This window comes from Streptomyces sp. NPDC001933, from assembly GCF_042890955.1.
Taxonomy (GTDB): domain Bacteria; phylum Actinomycetota; class Actinomycetes; order Streptomycetales; family Streptomycetaceae; genus Streptomyces.
This window is the reverse complement of sequence record NZ_JBIASS010000020.1, coordinates 151,673-166,962: the sequence shown is the minus strand read 5'-3', so window position 1 is coordinate 166,962 and position 15,290 is coordinate 151,673. Positions and strand designations below refer to the sequence as shown.

Sequence of the window (15,290 nt, the reverse complement as noted above, 5' to 3'; positions counted from 1 at the left end):
GGCTACCGGCAACCGCTCGGGCAGGTGCGATTCATGCTAGACCTGAAGTTATGTCTGGTATCGGCCGATTCCGGGCGCGGCTGCGACGCTCCGCCCGGCGGTCACATCGGCACGATGGCGGAGGCCTGGGCCAACAGGCGCCCGCGCAGTCCGGCCGGGACCACACCCGCTGGTCCCTCGGCCGAGAGCTGCGCTCCCTGTTCAGCCTGCACACCTTGGCCGGCCAGGTCTTCGTCTTCGTCCTCGGGCTCGTGCTGCTGCTCGTCGCGGCGGGGGCCGTCGCGCTGGTGGTGCAGGGCCGCCGCGACACCATGGACGAGGCCCGCGCCCAGACCCTGAGCGTCGCCGAGACCTTCGCCTACGCGCCCGGGACCGCCGTCGCGCTGGACAGCAGGAACCCCACCGCGATCCTGCAGCCGCGCGCCGAGGAGGTGCGCAAGCGGACCCACGTCGACTACGTCGTCGTGGCGAGCCCCCAGGGCATCCGCTACACCCACCCTGACCCCGATCTGATCGGCAAGCACATCCTCGGCCCCTACAAGGAAGCGCTGACCGGGCAGGGCTTCACCCGGACCGTCACCGGAAGCCGCGGACCCGCGGTCAACTCGGTCGTGCCCGTGCCCCGGGCCGACGGCTCGGTCGCCGGAGTGGTGTCGGTGGGGATCACCGTCGAGTCCGTGAACAGCGTGGCGGACCAGTCCATCCCGCTCGCCGCGCTCGCCGCGGCGGTCGCCCTCGCGCTCACCGCGGGCGGCGCGGCGCTCCTGAGCAGACGGCTGCACCGCCAGACCCACGGCCTCGGGGCCGCCGAGATGACCCGGATGTACGAGCACCACGACGCGGTGCTGCACGCGGTCCGCGAGGGCGTCCTGATCATCGGGGCCGACCGGCGGCTGACCCTCGCCAACGACGAGGCCCGCCGGCTCCTCGACCTGCCCCCGGACGCCGAGGGCCGGGTCGTGGCGGAACTCGGGCTGACCCCGGACACGGCAGAGCTCTTCGTCTCCGGCCGGACCGTCACGGACGAGGTGCTGCGGGCCGGCAGCCGGATGCTGGCCGTCAACCTCCGCCCGACCGACGCGCACGGCGGTCCGCCCGGCACCGTGGTGACGCTGCGCGACACCACTGAACTCCGCGCGGTCACGGGACAGGCGGAATTCGCTACCGAACGGCTGCTGCTCCTGTACGAGGCCGGTGCACGGATCGGTACCACCCTCGATGTGACCCGGACGGCCCAGGAGCTGACGGGCGTGGCGGTCCCCGGCTTCGCCGACGCCGCGACGGTCGACCTCGCCGACCCCGTACGGCGCGGGGACGAGCCGGTCACCCCGGACGGCGGCACGCTGGCGATGCGCCGCACCTCCGTCGCGGCGGTCCGCGCGGACCATCCGCTGTACCCGGTCGGCCATGTGGTGGGCTTCGTCCCCAACCGGACCCGGGCCATGCGGGTGCACAGCGACGAGTCCGATCTGAAGAGCGACTTCACGGCGCTGGGCTGGCGGGACTGGGATCCCGACGTGGCCGAGCGGCTCAGGGAGCAGGGATTCCACTCGCTCATCTCGGTGCCGCTGCACGCGCGCGGCACGGTCATGGGCATGGCCAACTTCTGGCGCTCGGGAGAGTCGGAACCCTTCGACGACGACGACATGTCCTTCGCGGAGGAACTGGTGGCGCGGGCCGCGGTCGGCGTGGACAACGCCCGCCGCTACACGCGGGAGCACGCACTGGCCGTGACGCTGCAGCGCAGCCTGCTGCCACGGGGCCTGCCCGAGCAGAACGCCCTCGATGTCGCCTACCGCTATCTGCCCGCGCACGAGGGGGTGGGCGGCGACTGGTTCGACGTGATCCCGCTGTCCGGCGCCCGGGTGGCGCTGGTCGTCGGCGACGTGGTCGGGCACGGGCTGCACGCCGCGGCCACCATGGGGCGGCTGCGCACCGGCGTCCACAACTTCTCCTCGCTGGATCCCGCCCCCGACGAACTCCTCGGCCATCTCGACGAAATGGTCATGCGGATCGACCGGGACGAGGCCGCCGACGACGGCGGTGCCGAGGTCGCCGGGGCCACCTGCCTGTACGCGATCTACGACGCGGTCTCCGGGAACTGCACGGTGGCCCGCGCCGGTCACCCCGGGCCCGTGCTGGTCCTCCCCGACGGCACGGTCGGATTCCCCGAGACCCCGACCGGACTTCCGCTGGGTATCGGCGGCATGCCCTTCGAGGCGGCCGAGTTCCACGTACCCGAGGGGAGCCGTCTGGTGCTCTACACGGACGGCCTCGTCGAACGGCGGGGCCGGGACATCGACACCGGTCTCGCCCTGCTGCGCGACAGCCTCGCCGGCCGCGACCGGACGTCGGAGGAGACCTGCGACGACGTGCTCGACGCGCTGCTGCCCGACCAGCCGGACGACGACATCGTGCTGCTCGTGGCCCGCACCCGCACGCTCGATCCGGACCAGGTCGCGCAGTGGGCCGTGGCCACCGATCCGGCAGCCGTCGCCGGGGTCCGCAAGAACGTCTCCCAGTGGCTCGCGGACCGGGGTCTGGAGGAGGAGGCGTTCGCCACCGAACTGATCCTGAGCGAACTGGTCACCAACGCGGTGCGCTACGGCACGGCGCCCATCGAGGTCCGGCTGCTCTACGACCGCAACCTCATCTGCGAGGTCTCCGACAGCAGCAGCACCTCCCCGCACCTGCGCTACGCGGCGACGATGGACGAGGGCGGCCGGGGCCTGTTCCTCGTCGCCCAGTTCGCCGAACGCTGGGGGACCCGCTACACGGAGACGGGCAAGGTCATCTGGTCGGAGCAGACGGTCGGCGATCCGGAGGAGGACGCCTTCTAGGGTCCGGGCGGCCCGCGCAGTGATTTGCTGCTACGGCAATGAAAGTTGCCGATATGGCGCCATGTCGCGCACGCTCCGGGTGAAAGGGAGGTGCTCCTCATGAACGACATGACCAGCAATGCGACCGGTGACGCGACCGGCGGCCGAGGCGCGGACGGTGCCCCGGACCGCCCCTACGACGTGGTGGTGATCGGCGGTGGCGCCGCCGGACTGAGCGGAGCCGTGACCCTGGCCAGAGCGTGCCGCTCGGTGCTGGTGATCGACGCCGGACAGCCGCGCAACGCCCCCGCCGCGCACATGCACGGATACCTGGGACACGACGGCGTCCCGCCCTCGGAGCTGCTGGCCATCGGCCGGGACGAGGTGACCCGTTACGGGGGAGAGCTCGTCCAGGACGCCGTGGTGGCTGCCGAGCGGCAGCCCGGTGACGCGGGATTCCGCGTCGTACGGAAGGACGGGCCCCCGGTGGTGGCACGCCGGCTCCTGGTGACCACCGGCCTGGTCGACGAGCTGCCCCCGGTGCCCGGCGTGGCCGAGCGGTGGGGGCGCGACGTCCTGCACTGCCCGTACTGCCACGGCCGGGAGGTCGCCTCCCGCCCGATCGGCATCCTGTCCACCGGCCCGCTGGCCGTGCACCAGGCACTGATGTGGCGCCAGTGGAGCGAGGACATCACCCTCTTCCGCCACACCGGGCCCGAGCCCACGGACGAGGAGTACGAGCAGCTGGCCGCCCGCGGCATCGCCGTGGTCGACGGCGAGGTGGCCGGCCTCGAAGTGACGGACGACCGGCTCACCGGGGTGCGGCTGGCGGGTGGCCGGGTGATCCCGCGCGAGGCCGTCGTGGTGCACCCCGGCTTCACCGCCCGCGCAGACTTCCTCGCGGGCCTGGGGCTGGAGGCGGCCGGGCTGGAGGCGGAGGGCCAGGTGATCGGGACGTACGTCGCCGCCGACCCGGCCGGGGCGACGGAGGTGCCCGGCATCTGGGTGGCCGGCAATGTCGCCGACCCGAGGGGGAAGGTCGTCGCCGCCGCCGCTGCCGGGGTGCAGGCCGCCGCGGCCATCAACGCGGACCTGATCACCGACGACGTGAACCGCGCGGTCGCCGCCCGCCGGGCGTGACGGGGCCGCGCCGCGCCGCCGGGGCAACGCCGAGCGCCCGCCTCCCTCCCCGGCGGGGGAGGAGGGGGCGGGCGCGCTCGGGTTCAGGCGTGGTGCGGTGCCGAAGGTGTCGGCCGGCGGTACGCGTCGGACGGCGGCAGGCGCCGGGGGACGGTACGCGTCGGGCGGCGGTACGCGTCAGGCCTGGGTCGCGGCGGACTTGATCGCGGAGATGTCGAAGTTGAGCTTGACCTTGTCGCTGACCATCACGCCGCCGGTCTCCAGCGCCGCGTTCCAGGTCAGGCCCCAGTCGGAGCGCAGGATGTTCGTGCTGCCCTCGAAGCCGACCCGCTCGTTGCCGTAGACGTCGGTGGCGGAGCCGTTGAACTCCAGGTCGATGGAGAGGGGGCGGGTGACGTCCTTGATGGTGAGGTCGCCGGTGACGCGGTACGTGTCGCCGCCGAGCTGCTCGGCCTGCGTGGAGCGGAACATCATGAGCGGGAACTTCTCGGCGTCGAAGAAGTCGCCGCTGACCAGGTGGCCGTCGCGGTCGCCGATGCCGGTGTCGACGCTGGCGATCTTGACGTCGATCGAAGCGGTGGAGTTCGCCGGGTTCGAGCCGTCCAGCTTCAGCGTGCCCTCGTGCTCGCCGAAGGAGCCGCGCACGTTGGTGACCATCGCGTGGCGCACGGTGAAACCGATGCTGCTGTGCGCCGGGTCGATCGTGTACTCGCCGGTGAGGGCGGCCAGGGCCGGGTCGACGGCGGGGGCGACGGTGGTGGTGGCGGGGGCGTTGTTGTTCTTGCGGCCGAACAGAGCCATGGCTCCTCCTTGGGGACGTGATCGAGCGGGGTCGAAGTGATTGTTTAATCTTCAACGAGATTGACTGTAGCGCAATCTAGTTCAACGTTCAACATCTAAGTCGGAGTGTGTTTCGGGGTAGCTCATGAACGTCGGCCGAACGCCCGCTCAATTACTGCCCGCCATTGCCGCCCCCCCTCTGGCGGACGCGCGTAGAACTCGGGCAGTATCTCCCTGCACTTACTTGTCATGAGCAGGAGGAGTCCCCCCATGGTGTCCCGTATGAGACTGCGCCCCGTCCTGACCGCCCTCGCCCTCGTCCTCGGCGTCCTCTTCGCCCCGGGCGTCGGCGTCCTCGGCGGTGGCGCCACCCAGGCCCACGCCGTCACCAAGCTCACGCACGCCCAGGCCACCGCCCGGTTCAGCTCCTCCGGCGTCACCTGGTCGTCCTCCGGCGGCTGCTCCAACCGCAACGTCGCCACCTGCACCTCGTTCGACCAGCTCAACCTGGCCACCGCCCAGGGCGCCCAGACCCTCAAGAGCGCCACCGGATGCGCGCTGAACATCACCGGCGGCACCGAGACCGGGCACGCCGGCGGCACGTACTCGCACTGGAACGGCTACAAGCTCGACTTCGCCAAGTCGACCTGCCTCACCAACTACGTCCACAACGTCTTCACCTACATCGGTGTGCGTGGCGACGGTGCCCCCCAGTACCAGTCGGGCTCCGGCAACGTCTACGCCGACGAGGGCAACCACTGGGACGTGACGTACTACAACTGCGGCGGCTGCTGACCTCCGCACGCATCGCCTCGCACTGGGTGCCCCTGTCCGCCGGACAGGGGCACCCCGTGCTGCTTCCTGCGGCCGGATTAGCATGGCCAACTGCCGAGGTACTGCCCCGGGCTGACCAGCCATCGCGATCACCAGAACCCGGAAGGGCGAGGTACCAGTGACACACTCCGCAGGCCCGCCGCCGCCCGGCCGCCGCCGTCCGAACCTGTGGCACTGGCTGAGCCCCCGGGGATCACGGTCGTTCGTCCTCGGCCTCTGCATGGCCGTGGGCGGGCTCGCCGGCGGGGTGCGCGCCACAGTGGCCGGGGAGGGGATCTGGAAGGCCGTCGGCATCTTCGGCGTGGGGGTTGCCGGTGTCGTACTCGCCGTCGCGTGGGTCGTGACGTATGCGCGGGAGCGCTGAGTTACACGCGGACGGTCACGGTCACGGTCACCTCGTCGCCCGTCGAGAGCCCCTGCGGCTTGCGGACCGCGCTCTTGAGCGGCAGCAGGTAGCTGCCGTCCTTGGGGAAGAGTGACGTGGTGAACGCGGTCTCGCCGATGCGCGCGTCCACGGGGACCGCGCCCCAGCCGTACGTGGCCAGCGCGGCCACCTCGCGGATGTCGGCGGCCTGTTCGGTCGGCACGGCGGCGAAGTAGAACGGTGAAGGCCCCCGCCACTCGATGACGCGGCCGGTGAATTCAACGTGCACGTGGTCGATCCGTTCATCGAGGGACCCGAATGCCGGGCAGCGTACCCTGAGGCCCGTCCGTGCTATCCGGGAGAGACATGACAAGTAGGTTCACCGAGCTGGCAGTTGACTGCCATGATCCGGAGAGGCTCGCGGCCTTCTGGTGCGAGGTCCTGGACTTCAAGGTGATCGACCGGAGCGAGGGCAAGGTCGAGATCGGCTCCTGGGTGCCGACCGTCGAGGATGTCCGGGCCCGCCAGATGCCGCCCACCCTGCTGTTCATCCAGGTGCCCGAGGGCAGGACCGTGAAGAACCGGCTCCACCTCGACGTCAGCCCGATCGACGGCAGCACCGATGACGAGGTGACCAGAGTGCTCGGCCTCGGCGTCACCAGGACGGATGTGGGCCAGGGCTCGGACCGGAACTGGGTGGTCATGGCAGACCCGGAGGGCAACGAGTTCTGCGTCCTGCGCACCCTCGCACCGCAGAGCTAGGACCTCTCGTCCGGCCGTGAGCGGGCACCCGCACCCCGTCGCACCCGGACAGCGCCGTCGCCCAGGGCGCCTATCGGGTCGTGATCACGGTTTTGAGTAATCCAGCAGGATCTGCGAATGGGAGGTGCCGTTTGATGTACGCGACAGAGCTGTCAGAAGCCCGCATCGAGCATGCGAGCAACATCTTGGTCGCACCTTCGATGTTGCAGGACAATGACTTGATCAGGGACTTCTTCGGGTCCACGATCACGCCGGAGGACCTTGCTTCCGGTTCGCCCGACCTCGCGCAGAAGACCGTCTACCTGTGTGGCGACATATCCGGGATCAGTGGCAGCCAACTGCATTCGGCTGCACGGGTGTTCGTAATCCGGGAGCTGTCGCACGGCTACCACGAGGACGCCGACAGATTCTGGACCCTCGTCGGCCTCGGCCGAGTTCCCATCCGCGTACACGGCGTCGGCGTGTACTACCGCCGCTTTTTCGGACCCGACGCCGATCACTTCGGACGGATCAGTGCGGAGCACGCGTTCCAGTCCCTGACGGAGTCCACCAAGCCTGGAACGGCCCATCGCAGCGGGATCTATCTGACGCCCGTCACACGGAACGGTGACGAACTGCATTTCCGCCTGCTCCGGTGCTCGACGAATCTCTCGGGGCCGACCGAGAGCTTCGGCCCGACCGACATGCACATCGTCGATGCTCTGAACCGCGAGGCCGCCGCGGCCTTCCGGAACCAGGCACCGCTGAATCATGTCCTCGCTCAGATCTACCACAACACCCTTGCCACGGCCGAGCGCAAGCAGTCCAAGGCCAAGATCTCGGCCCATGCCGACAAGACCAAGGACATGCCCGTCAACGGCATCATGGCCTTCTGCACCTTCTACGACCAGCTCGAAAAGCTGCAGCCCCTGGCTGTAGACGCCTTCGACTACGGCGTGAAGGGCACCAGCGGGCTGACCAGACTCCATTTCCGCCTCAAGGAGCCGACCGAAGAACACGACGGGGTCGCGCTCCCTCCGCAGTTCACCGTGACGCTCTATCCCGGCTCCGTGTTCTTCATGCCGCTGTCCACCAACCGCCTGTACACGCACGAAATCCGGCCCTCGGCGTTGGATGCTGACTTGCTCCCGACCCGCTTGGGCTATGTGGTGCGCTGTTCGAACGCCGAAGCAGTTCACAAGAACGGCCACACGTTCCTCAAGGTGGCCGGGGATCTGGTGCAGCTGGAGCCACCCACACCGGCCGGCATGGACGATCTGCGCAGGCTGTACGCCGAGGAGAACAGGACCTCGGCCTTCATCGACTACGGCGATGATTTTCTCTTCAGCATGAACACGGGAGACTACGTTGCCCCCCGAGCCTAGGATCTCGGACGAGATCATCTCGTGCGCCTTGCCAAGCGAGGAAAATCTCTTTGCGGAGCTGTCCGCGTCGGCTCGTTGGGAAGACGTGGGAAAGGGCCGGCGAGGCGCCGTGCTTACCAAGATCGACGATGCGGGTGGTGTGCCTCTCGTACGCACGACCACTCGATACGGCAGCCCGGCGCAGCGTTTCCGGGCTGTGCACGAACGGCTGGCGCGACAGATTCAAGAACGTGCGGCGATTTCGGTCGGCTTCAACAACGCTCTCATCGAGAGCTACACCAACGCTTACAAAACCATGGGCAGCCATTCCGACCAGGCCCTCGATCTGGCCGACGAGTCGTTCATCGCCGTCTTCTCCTGCTACCAAAATCCCGAAGCGGGCCCGCCGAGGAAGCTGATCTTCGAATCGAAGGGGTCCGGTAGCGAGAAGTTCGAGATCCCCCTTGCCCACAACAGCGTCGTCGCGTTCTCTGTCGAATCGAATCGGCGACTCAAGCACAAGATCGTATTGGACGCGCCCGCCCAGGCGGCGGAAAACCAATGGCTGGGCGTGACGTTTCGAACGTCAAAGACTCTCGTTCGGTTCCGCGACGGACATGCAGACCTCCCGCAGGGTACGCGCCTCATGCCGGCCGACGATGAGCAGCAGCGCGAGTTCTACCAGCTACGGCGCCGTGAGAACAATGAAACGGACTTCATCTACCCCCTGCTGACGTACACCATCAGCGAGAGCGATCTGATGCCGCCAGTCTGACCTTGAGGGGTTTTGAATAACCCTCAAGGTCTGCGCCTCGCGATCCACCCGGTGCGAGGTGTCTTTGGAACGCGCTGGTTCCCGCCTAAAATTTGGAACTCTTCGAGAGTGGAAAATGGATGCCTTTATCCCGGTGAACTCCGGCCTCAGTCATGATCTTGTGATGGAACTTACTGTCTATGACGAGAGTCTCGATGGCTTGTCTGCCGGGGCATTCGGCTGGCTTACTGAGGGAGTCGCCAAGTCTGCCATCGGCGGCGAATTGAGTAGGCTCCAGCAGGGGTTTCGAGTTTCAGTGAATGGATTCTCGCGAGCGCGCGACAGCATGCCGACGCGAGGGAATTCCGGACTGTGGGGTTCTGTATCCGTTGCTCCCCGGGGTACGTTCGATGTGCTGTATAACCCTTACGTGAGGGATGCCCTGCCGTGGTTGATGAATCGCCTCATTGAGAAACCGGAATCGGCTGATGTCAAGAGCGGTGAGTTTTCCGCAGGTGGCGGCTGAGGCGATCGACGGGATTGGGTATGGCGGGGACTGGCATGGAGTTGCTCGCAGTGAGAGCCGGGAGGGTTGAAAGATGTACACCTACATGCTGCATGTTGGATTCAGTGGCGAGCTGCGTGAACGCTGGCAGCAGGCCGGGATGGCTCCCAGGTTCCTGTTTGAACGTCTCGTTGGAGTGATTTCGCCCGCGCTTTCTGCGGAGCCCACGATGCATGGCGATGGTCTGCACTTCCTCGGTGCAAACTTCGACTCAGAAGATTTCTTTGTACAAGTCCTAGTGGACGACGGAGTAAATTCCGGGTGGCCATACCGGATGGTTCCAGCGCACGTGAGAATTCTTCCCCGAGGTGAACATGAAGAGGATTATTTCGCGAAGCGCATCTATGATGAATTCATCGCGAGCGGGGAATACTTCGTGCTCCTCGAAGAAGAGGATGCGGGGGTGTTCATTTCCTCGAACTTTGCGGACGGCTTGTAGGGCTCAGGGCCCACCGGCGTGCCTCGGTGCGGGCCGGAGCCGCCGGGTCAGGCCCCCACGGTCACCGTGAAGCGGCGTGGGTTGCCGTCGTTGGCGGCGCCCGAGACGTCGGGTTCGCCGTCGGGGCGGACGTCGTCGTAGGGGAAGGCGTAGCCGATCGGGGTGTTGGTGTGGACGACGCGGGACCAGTGGCTGGTGGCCGGGTCCCGGTAGTAGTCGGCGGCCGAGGTGCCGTTCGGCTGGTTGGGGTGGGTGAGCATCAGGGAACGGTTGAAGCCGGAGGCCAGCCGGGCCAGGAGGGCCTTCTTGTCGTCCGGGTCGCCCGGGTTGTTGGCGAACGGGCCGTGGTTGCAGGTGAAGACGTCCTTGGAGACGGGCTTGGTGAAGGTGTGCCCACCCTCGAAGGTCAGGACGTTCCCGCTGACTCGGCCGGTGCGTGCTCCCCGGCCGCCCTGGAGGTCGATCCGCAGGTCGGTGGAGCGGTACTTCTCCCAGACCCGGTCGATGTAGGAAGTGAACACGTCCCGGAACGGCATCTCGTCCGGGCGGTCGAAGAACGGTGCCATCAGGTTCTGCGGTGAGATCACCCGCAGCACGTTGCCGTCCGCCCCGCGGATCACCAGCTTGTCCCACGGCTGGCCGTCGGCGGCGGCCTGGGCGGTGAGGCCGTCCGCGATCCGCTGCACCGCGCCGTCCGGGAGCGGCGCCACGGTGTGCGTCGCGTCGCCGGCCAGGGTCAGGCCGATCGGCAGCGCGGTGACCAGGTCGACGTAGCTGATGTTCGCGTAGAGCTGCTGAGGGTTGAAGGTGAACTCGCAGAACGACCAGGTGCGGCCGTAGTTGGCGTCTGTGGACGTCGCGAACGCCGGCTCGACCAGGGCGGGGCCGGGGTTGAGATAGAACGTGAGCGTGTCGTCGCGTACGAAGTAGACGCGGGCGCCGTACATCTGGGGGAGGGTGAGCACCACCGGTCCGCCGCCCGCCGCGTTCAGTGGGATGGCGCAGTCGACGGGCAGCGGGGTCTGCGGGGCGGCGGGGAGTCGGGGCGGTAGACGCTGCCGTCGGCCCGCAGCAGCACCCAGCGGTCGGTGCCTTGTTCATGGCCGGTGACGTAGGCGTTGACCCTGCCTGGCAACGAGCGGTTCTCCAGGGCCAGTTCGCAGGTTGCGGGGGCAGCGGATGCGCTCGGGCTGAGGGTGCTGCCCCAGAGGGGGTAGGTGAGGGCGGTCGCGGTCGTGGCGGCGCCGCCCGTCAGGAACATTCTGCGCGAGATCACGAGAGACTCCCGAGGTTTGTGGGGGGTCAACCACTCTCGTGAGGGCCGCATCGGGCGTCAAGACTTATGACTGAGAGCGCTCTCAGAAACGGGAGGTCTTCACAACTCGATGCCATCCGGAGGAGGTTGCGGCCCGGCGTGCCGGGCCGTAACGCGGTCAGACCGTGGCGTTCAGGAACGCGGTCCAGGCGGTGGGGGGAACGGTGAGGACGGGGCCGTCGGTCACCTTGGAGTCACGGATGTGGACGGCGGCGGGGTGGGCGGCCACCTCTACGCAGTCGCCGCCCTGGGGGCCGCTGTAGCTGGACTTGAACCAGGAGAGGGTGGCGGTGCGAGTGGCCGGGTAGGCTGCGCGGGTCATGTCTCTCCAAGCAGTTCGTCCAGTAGGCGCGCGCTCTTCTCGACGGAAAGCGCCTGCGAACGAAGCATCCCATAAATCTGCTGGAGCACACTGACGTCGTCGGGGTCGTCGTGCAGGTAGCTGGTCAGCTGCCCCTCCACATAGGCGAGATGGTCGTGGTCGGGGGTCTCCAGCAGCACCATGGGCCCCTCAAGTCCGGCGTGCTTCGGCAGCCTTCTCGGCATGATCTGGAGGCCAAGGAAGGGGTACTCCATGCAGCGGCGCAGGTGGGCGATCTGCTCCCGCATCCTGGCGGGATCGCCGATCTCGCTGCGCAGGATGCTCTCCTCCAGGATGAAGTGCAGCATCGGGCGGGGCTTGCGTTCCAGGAGGCTCTGTCGGTCGAGCCGGGCGGCCAGCCGCTCCTCCAGTTGGTCCTCTTCGAGGGGCGGGTACTGGCAGGAGAAGAGGAAGCGGGCGTACTCCTCGGTCTGGAGAAGCCCCGGCACCACCTGGTTCTGGTACGAGAGCAGCGTCAGCGCCCCCTGCTCGTATTCGATGAAGTCCTGGACGAAGGCCGGAAAGCGCTCCTTCTTCGGCACCTTCTCCACGGCAACCTGCAACGCCCCCTTCGTGTCCAGCAGTTCGTCCAACTGAACCGCGAAGTCCCATTGCAGAGCCCTGCGTCCCTGCTCGATCGACGCGATCGTGTTGTCACCCACTGAGCACCGCTCGGCCAGGGCCGCCTGTGTCATTCGGGCCTCTTTGCGGAACGTCGCCAGCTGGGCGCCGATCAGGTGCCAGGACGTGATCCGCTTGCTCTTCTTCTTTGCCGGTTGCATGAACTGCCTCTCCCCGTCACGAACCCCGGATGACCCGTCAGGAGTCGTACAACGGAGATGTACGACTCGACGCGCTGCTCAACCGTAATGACTATGTGTGACGTTGGCTGCGTGAACGAGACAACCCAACTCCCCCACATCCGCGAGGCCTTCCACCGCCGGGAACGCCGATCCGTGCCGCTCGTACGACAGTTCGTGCGTGAGGCGCTCGTCGACTGGGCGTGCGACGGCCGGGTCGACGACGTGTTGCTCTGCGTGAGCGAACTCGTCACCAATGCCCTGCTGCACGGCGTCCCGCCCGGTCGTGGGTTTCGCCTCCGGCTCCAGCTGGAACCGGACGGCGGGACCCTGCGCGTGGAGGTCCACGACAGTGGTGACGGGGAGGTCCGGATCGTCGATTCCTGGGCGGATTCCGAGGAGGAAGGGGGCCGTGGGCTGCGGCTGGTGGCGGCGGTCGCCGACAAGTGGGGGGTGGGGGAGCGGAACCCCGGCAAGGTGGTGTGGTGTGAGTTCGAGGTGTCGGTGCGGTCTACCGATTCCGGCGGTGCGTGGGCTATTCCTGGAGCGGCGGCCCTCGACGGGGTCGCTTCCCGTGGAAGTGAAGGAGCCCTGCCGTGGATGGCTGGTACGTGGACGATCGTTGCACCAACTGCGACGTCGCCCGACAGTTCGCGCCCGAGCTGATCATCGAGGAGGAAGGGGCGTCGCGGATTCTGCGGCAGCCGGATGATGACGCGGAGAACCGGCGCTTACACGCTGCCGTCTTTGCCTGCCACACCCGGTCGATCCGGCCCGCGTCCGGACAGCCCGACCCCTCGCTCGACCCGTTCCCGATGGCGCTGGACGACGGTGTGCTGATCTGCGGGCACAACTCCACGCACACCGCCGGCGCCAACTCCTACCTGCTGCGGCGCCCGTCCGGCACGGTCATGATGATCGACACCCCGCGCTGGAGCCCGGGACTCGCCGAGCGGTACGTGGCGGCCACCGGGCCCGTCACCGACGTACTGCTCACCCACCGCGACCATGTCGCGCACGGGCGCCGTTACGCCGACCACTTCGGGGCCAGGCTGTGGATCCACGAGGGCGACCTGGACGCGGTTCCGGACGCGGACCAGGTGATCCGGGGGCTCGACCCGGTGGAGATCGGCGAGGGCGTCACCGCACACCCGCTGCCCGGCCATACCCGGGGCAGCGTGCTCTACCTCGCGGACGACCGGTACTGCTTCAGCGGCGACAGCTTCTACTGGTCGCGGACGACCGAGGACCTCGAAGTCGTGGAGAGCGTGACCTGGTACTCGATCGAGGAGCTGGCCGCCTCCCTGGCGCGGACGGCGGGGAAGCTGCGGTTCGAGTGGGTGCTGCCGGGCCATGGTGACCGGCGCCGGCTGGACGCCGACGAGATGTCCCGGCGACTGGTCGCACTCGCGGAACGCGCGGCCGAGCTGCGCCCCCAGCCGATCGACTTCACGGCCCTGCGCTGGTGAAGGACGGTCCGGCGGAAGGCTCGCCCGGGGTCCACAGGCGCAGCTTCTCCGGGTTGCGGACCACCCAGATCCGGGTGGCTCGGCCACCGGAGGCGTCGAACGCCGCCACGGTCGCGGTGACGCCCGCGTGCTGGGCGATCAGGCCCGGCGCGCCGGCCACCGAGCGCTCCAGGAGCCGTAGGCCGGGAGCCTTGTCGGCGATCGCGATCATGTACTGGGCGATGCGCGCGCCTCCCTCGACCGGGCGCAGCACGGTGCCGACCAGGCCCCCGCCGTCGGCGGTCATCACGGCGCCGGGGTCCAGGAGGCCGACGAGTGCCGTGATGTCCTTGGCCTCCCACGCCTCCTTCACCTGCCGCACCACCTCGGCCTGCCCCTCCGCCGTGGCCGCCGTCGCGCCCGCCGGAGCGCGCTCGGCGCGCACCCGCCGCCGGGCCGAACTCGCCAGCTCCCGGCAGGCACCCGGGGTGCGGCCGACGATCCGGGCGATCTCGGAAAAGGAGTAACGGAACACGTCGTGCAGCACGAAGGAGACCCGCTCGGCGGGCGTCATCGACTCCAGGACGACGAGGAAGGCCATGGTCACCGACTCGTCCAGGGTGATCTGGTCGGCGGGATCACCAACACCAGTACCGCGCCCGTCGGCCCACTCCCGGCGGTCGGGCAGCGGTTCGGGCAGCCACGCGCCGACGTAGCGCTCGCGCCGGGCCCGCGCGGAGCCGAGCATGTCCAGGCAGATGCGCCCGGTCACCGTCGTGAGCCAGGCGCCGGGCGACACGACGGCCGCCCGTTCGCTCCGTGACCGCGCGTACCAGCGGGCGTACGCCTCCTGCACGGCGTCCTCGGCCTCGGCCAGCGAACCGAGCAACCGGTAGGCGATGTTGATGAGTTGGCGTCGCTCGCCGGCGACGTCCGCCGCGCTCCACGCGGGTGCACCCCTGGCCATGACCACTTCCCCCCGGGCCCGCCGTTCTCGTTCCCGCCTTGCATTTCGCGGAGCTGTGTCGTCGGGCTGGTGAGACCTTATCGATCCACTGCTTCCGGGCGGACAAGGGGACGACGTCATGACCACGCAGACGACAACGGCAACGGCAATGGTGAGAACGACGAAGGCTGCCGCGTTCCTGCGGATATCGGTCGCGCTGCAGACCCTGACCATCTTCCTCCAGGCGGTCAGCGCCGGTCTGCTGCTGTCCTCGTCGCACGGTGAGCTGCTGCACGGCATCGGGGCGCGCGTGATGTACGGGGCGTCGATGCTGTACGTGCTCGCAGCGGTGCTGGCGTGGCGGCCGGGCGGCGGTCCGGCCCGTCCCATCGGGTACGCGTCCGGGTTCCTCGTCCTCGCCTCGGTGCAGGTCGTGCTGGGTATCGCGCGTGTCCCGTCGGTCCATGTCCCGCTGGGCGTCCTGATGTTCGGCCTGAGCGTGCTGGCGCTGGCCCACCACACCATGGGAGCTCCGCGCGGCCGGGCCGATGGGAGCCGCCGCTGAAATCTCGTACCGGACCGGACACCTACCGTCCACTTGGACTTACGCAACGCGGTTG

General features: G+C 68.4%; 16 protein-coding genes and 2 pseudogenes. 12 read left to right on the top strand and 6 right to left on the bottom strand.

Annotated elements, in window-relative coordinates; genetic code table 11:
• Window positions 1–50: 50 nt before the first annotated feature.
• Complete coding sequence (locus ACFYY7_RS36030) at window positions 51–2,840, top strand: SpoIIE family protein phosphatase (RefSeq protein ID WP_388667976.1); 2,790 nt, start codon at window positions 51–53, stop codon at window positions 2,838–2,840.
• Between the two features lie 108 nt (window positions 2,841–2,948).
• Window positions 2,949–3,959, top strand: a complete 1,011-nt coding sequence (locus ACFYY7_RS36025) for an NAD(P)/FAD-dependent oxidoreductase (RefSeq protein WP_388667995.1) — start codon at window positions 2,949–2,951, stop codon at window positions 3,957–3,959.
• A gap of 177 nt (window positions 3,960–4,136) precedes the next feature.
• Here ACFYY7_RS36025 and ACFYY7_RS36020 read toward each other — a convergent pair whose 3' ends face one another.
• Window positions 4,137–4,760 (bottom strand): YceI family protein, encoded by a 624-nt coding sequence (locus ACFYY7_RS36020; RefSeq protein ID WP_388667975.1) that lies wholly within the window; start codon window positions 4,758–4,760, stop codon window positions 4,137–4,139.
• A 249-nt stretch (window positions 4,761–5,009) separates the two neighbouring features.
• On the opposite strand from ACFYY7_RS36020, the gene ACFYY7_RS36015 reads away from it, so the two are divergent.
• Together ACFYY7_RS36015 and ACFYY7_RS36010 are read left to right on the top strand one after the other, a co-directional pair.
• Complete coding sequence (locus ACFYY7_RS36015; protein WP_351254722.1) at window positions 5,010–5,534, top strand: hypothetical protein; 525 nt, start codon at window positions 5,010–5,012, stop codon at window positions 5,532–5,534.
• 157 nt (window positions 5,535–5,691) lie between these two features.
• Window positions 5,692–5,937 carry a hypothetical protein gene (locus tag ACFYY7_RS36010; protein ID WP_388667974.1) on the top strand — a complete coding sequence of 82 codons (246 nt, stop codon included), beginning with the start codon at window positions 5,692–5,694 and terminating at the stop codon, window positions 5,935–5,937.
• 1 nt (window position 5,938) lies between these two features.
• Here ACFYY7_RS36010 and ACFYY7_RS36005 read toward each other — a convergent pair whose 3' ends face one another.
• On the bottom strand, window positions 5,939–6,226 hold the full coding sequence (locus ACFYY7_RS36005) for a DUF1905 domain-containing protein (protein ID WP_388667973.1): 288 nt from the start codon (window positions 6,224–6,226) through the stop codon (window positions 5,939–5,941).
• Window positions 6,227–6,303: 77 nt separating this feature from the next.
• Between ACFYY7_RS36005 and ACFYY7_RS36000 the strand changes: the two genes are divergently transcribed.
• The 5 genes from ACFYY7_RS36000 (at window position 6,304) to ACFYY7_RS35980 (ending at window position 9,800) form a co-directional block, all read left to right on the top strand.
• Window positions 6,304–6,699 carry a VOC family protein gene (locus tag ACFYY7_RS36000; protein ID WP_388667972.1) on the top strand — a complete coding sequence of 132 codons (396 nt, stop codon included), beginning with the start codon at window positions 6,304–6,306 and terminating at the stop codon, window positions 6,697–6,699.
• Between the two features lie 134 nt (window positions 6,700–6,833).
• Window positions 6,834–8,063, top strand: a complete 1,230-nt coding sequence (locus ACFYY7_RS35995; RefSeq protein ID WP_388667971.1) for a hypothetical protein — start codon at window positions 6,834–6,836, stop codon at window positions 8,061–8,063.
• Window positions 8,047–8,817, top strand: a complete 771-nt coding sequence (locus ACFYY7_RS35990) for an alpha-ketoglutarate-dependent dioxygenase AlkB (RefSeq protein WP_388667970.1) — start codon at window positions 8,047–8,049, stop codon at window positions 8,815–8,817. The genes ACFYY7_RS35995 and ACFYY7_RS35990 overlap by 17 nt, the downstream gene beginning before the upstream one ends.
• A gap of 115 nt (window positions 8,818–8,932) precedes the next feature.
• Entirely contained in the window at window positions 8,933–9,322 is a 390-nt protein-coding gene (locus tag ACFYY7_RS35985) for a hypothetical protein (protein ID WP_388667969.1), read from the top strand.
• A gap of 73 nt (window positions 9,323–9,395) precedes the next feature.
• On the top strand, window positions 9,396–9,800 hold the full coding sequence (locus ACFYY7_RS35980) for a hypothetical protein (protein ID WP_388667968.1): 405 nt from the start codon (window positions 9,396–9,398) through the stop codon (window positions 9,798–9,800).
• Between the two features lie 47 nt (window positions 9,801–9,847).
• On the opposite strand, the pseudogene ACFYY7_RS35975 reads toward ACFYY7_RS35980, so the two are convergent.
• From ACFYY7_RS35975 to ACFYY7_RS35965, 3 genes and pseudogenes are all read right to left on the bottom strand, one after another.
• Window positions 9,848–11,061 (bottom strand): annotated as a pseudogene (locus tag ACFYY7_RS35975) (glycoside hydrolase family 64 protein).
• A gap of 172 nt (window positions 11,062–11,233) precedes the next feature.
• Window positions 11,234–11,437 carry a DUF397 domain-containing protein gene (locus tag ACFYY7_RS35970; protein ID WP_388667967.1) on the bottom strand — a complete coding sequence of 68 codons (204 nt, stop codon included), beginning with the start codon at window positions 11,435–11,437 and terminating at the stop codon, window positions 11,234–11,236.
• Entirely contained in the window at window positions 11,434–12,258 is an 825-nt protein-coding gene (locus ACFYY7_RS35965) for a helix-turn-helix domain-containing protein (RefSeq protein WP_388667966.1), read from the bottom strand. The genes ACFYY7_RS35970 and ACFYY7_RS35965 overlap by 4 nt, the downstream gene beginning before the upstream one ends.
• A gap of 111 nt (window positions 12,259–12,369) precedes the next feature.
• Here ACFYY7_RS35965 and ACFYY7_RS35960 point away from each other — a divergent pair.
• Window positions 12,370–12,777: pseudogene (locus tag ACFYY7_RS35960) on the top strand (ATP-binding protein); the annotation flags it as partial.
• Window positions 12,778–12,872: 95 nt separating this feature from the next.
• A complete protein-coding gene (locus tag ACFYY7_RS35955; protein ID WP_388667965.1) occupies window positions 12,873–13,745 on the top strand; it encodes an MBL fold metallo-hydrolase in 873 nt (290 codons plus the stop codon).
• On the opposite strand, the gene sigJ is transcribed toward ACFYY7_RS35955, so the two are convergent.
• A complete protein-coding gene (gene sigJ, locus ACFYY7_RS35950) occupies window positions 13,726–14,691 on the bottom strand; it encodes an RNA polymerase sigma factor SigJ (protein WP_388667964.1) in 966 nt (321 codons plus the stop codon). The two genes, ACFYY7_RS35955 and sigJ, sit on opposite strands and share 20 nt — an antisense overlap.
• Before the next feature lie 118 nt (window positions 14,692–14,809).
• Between sigJ and ACFYY7_RS35945 the strand changes: the two genes are divergently transcribed.
• The gene (locus tag ACFYY7_RS35945) at window positions 14,810–15,235 is read left to right on the top strand and encodes a hypothetical protein (RefSeq protein ID WP_388667963.1); all 426 of its coding nucleotides are present in this window, start codon (window positions 14,810–14,812) and stop codon (window positions 15,233–15,235) included.
• Window positions 15,236–15,290: the final 55 nt, after the last annotated feature.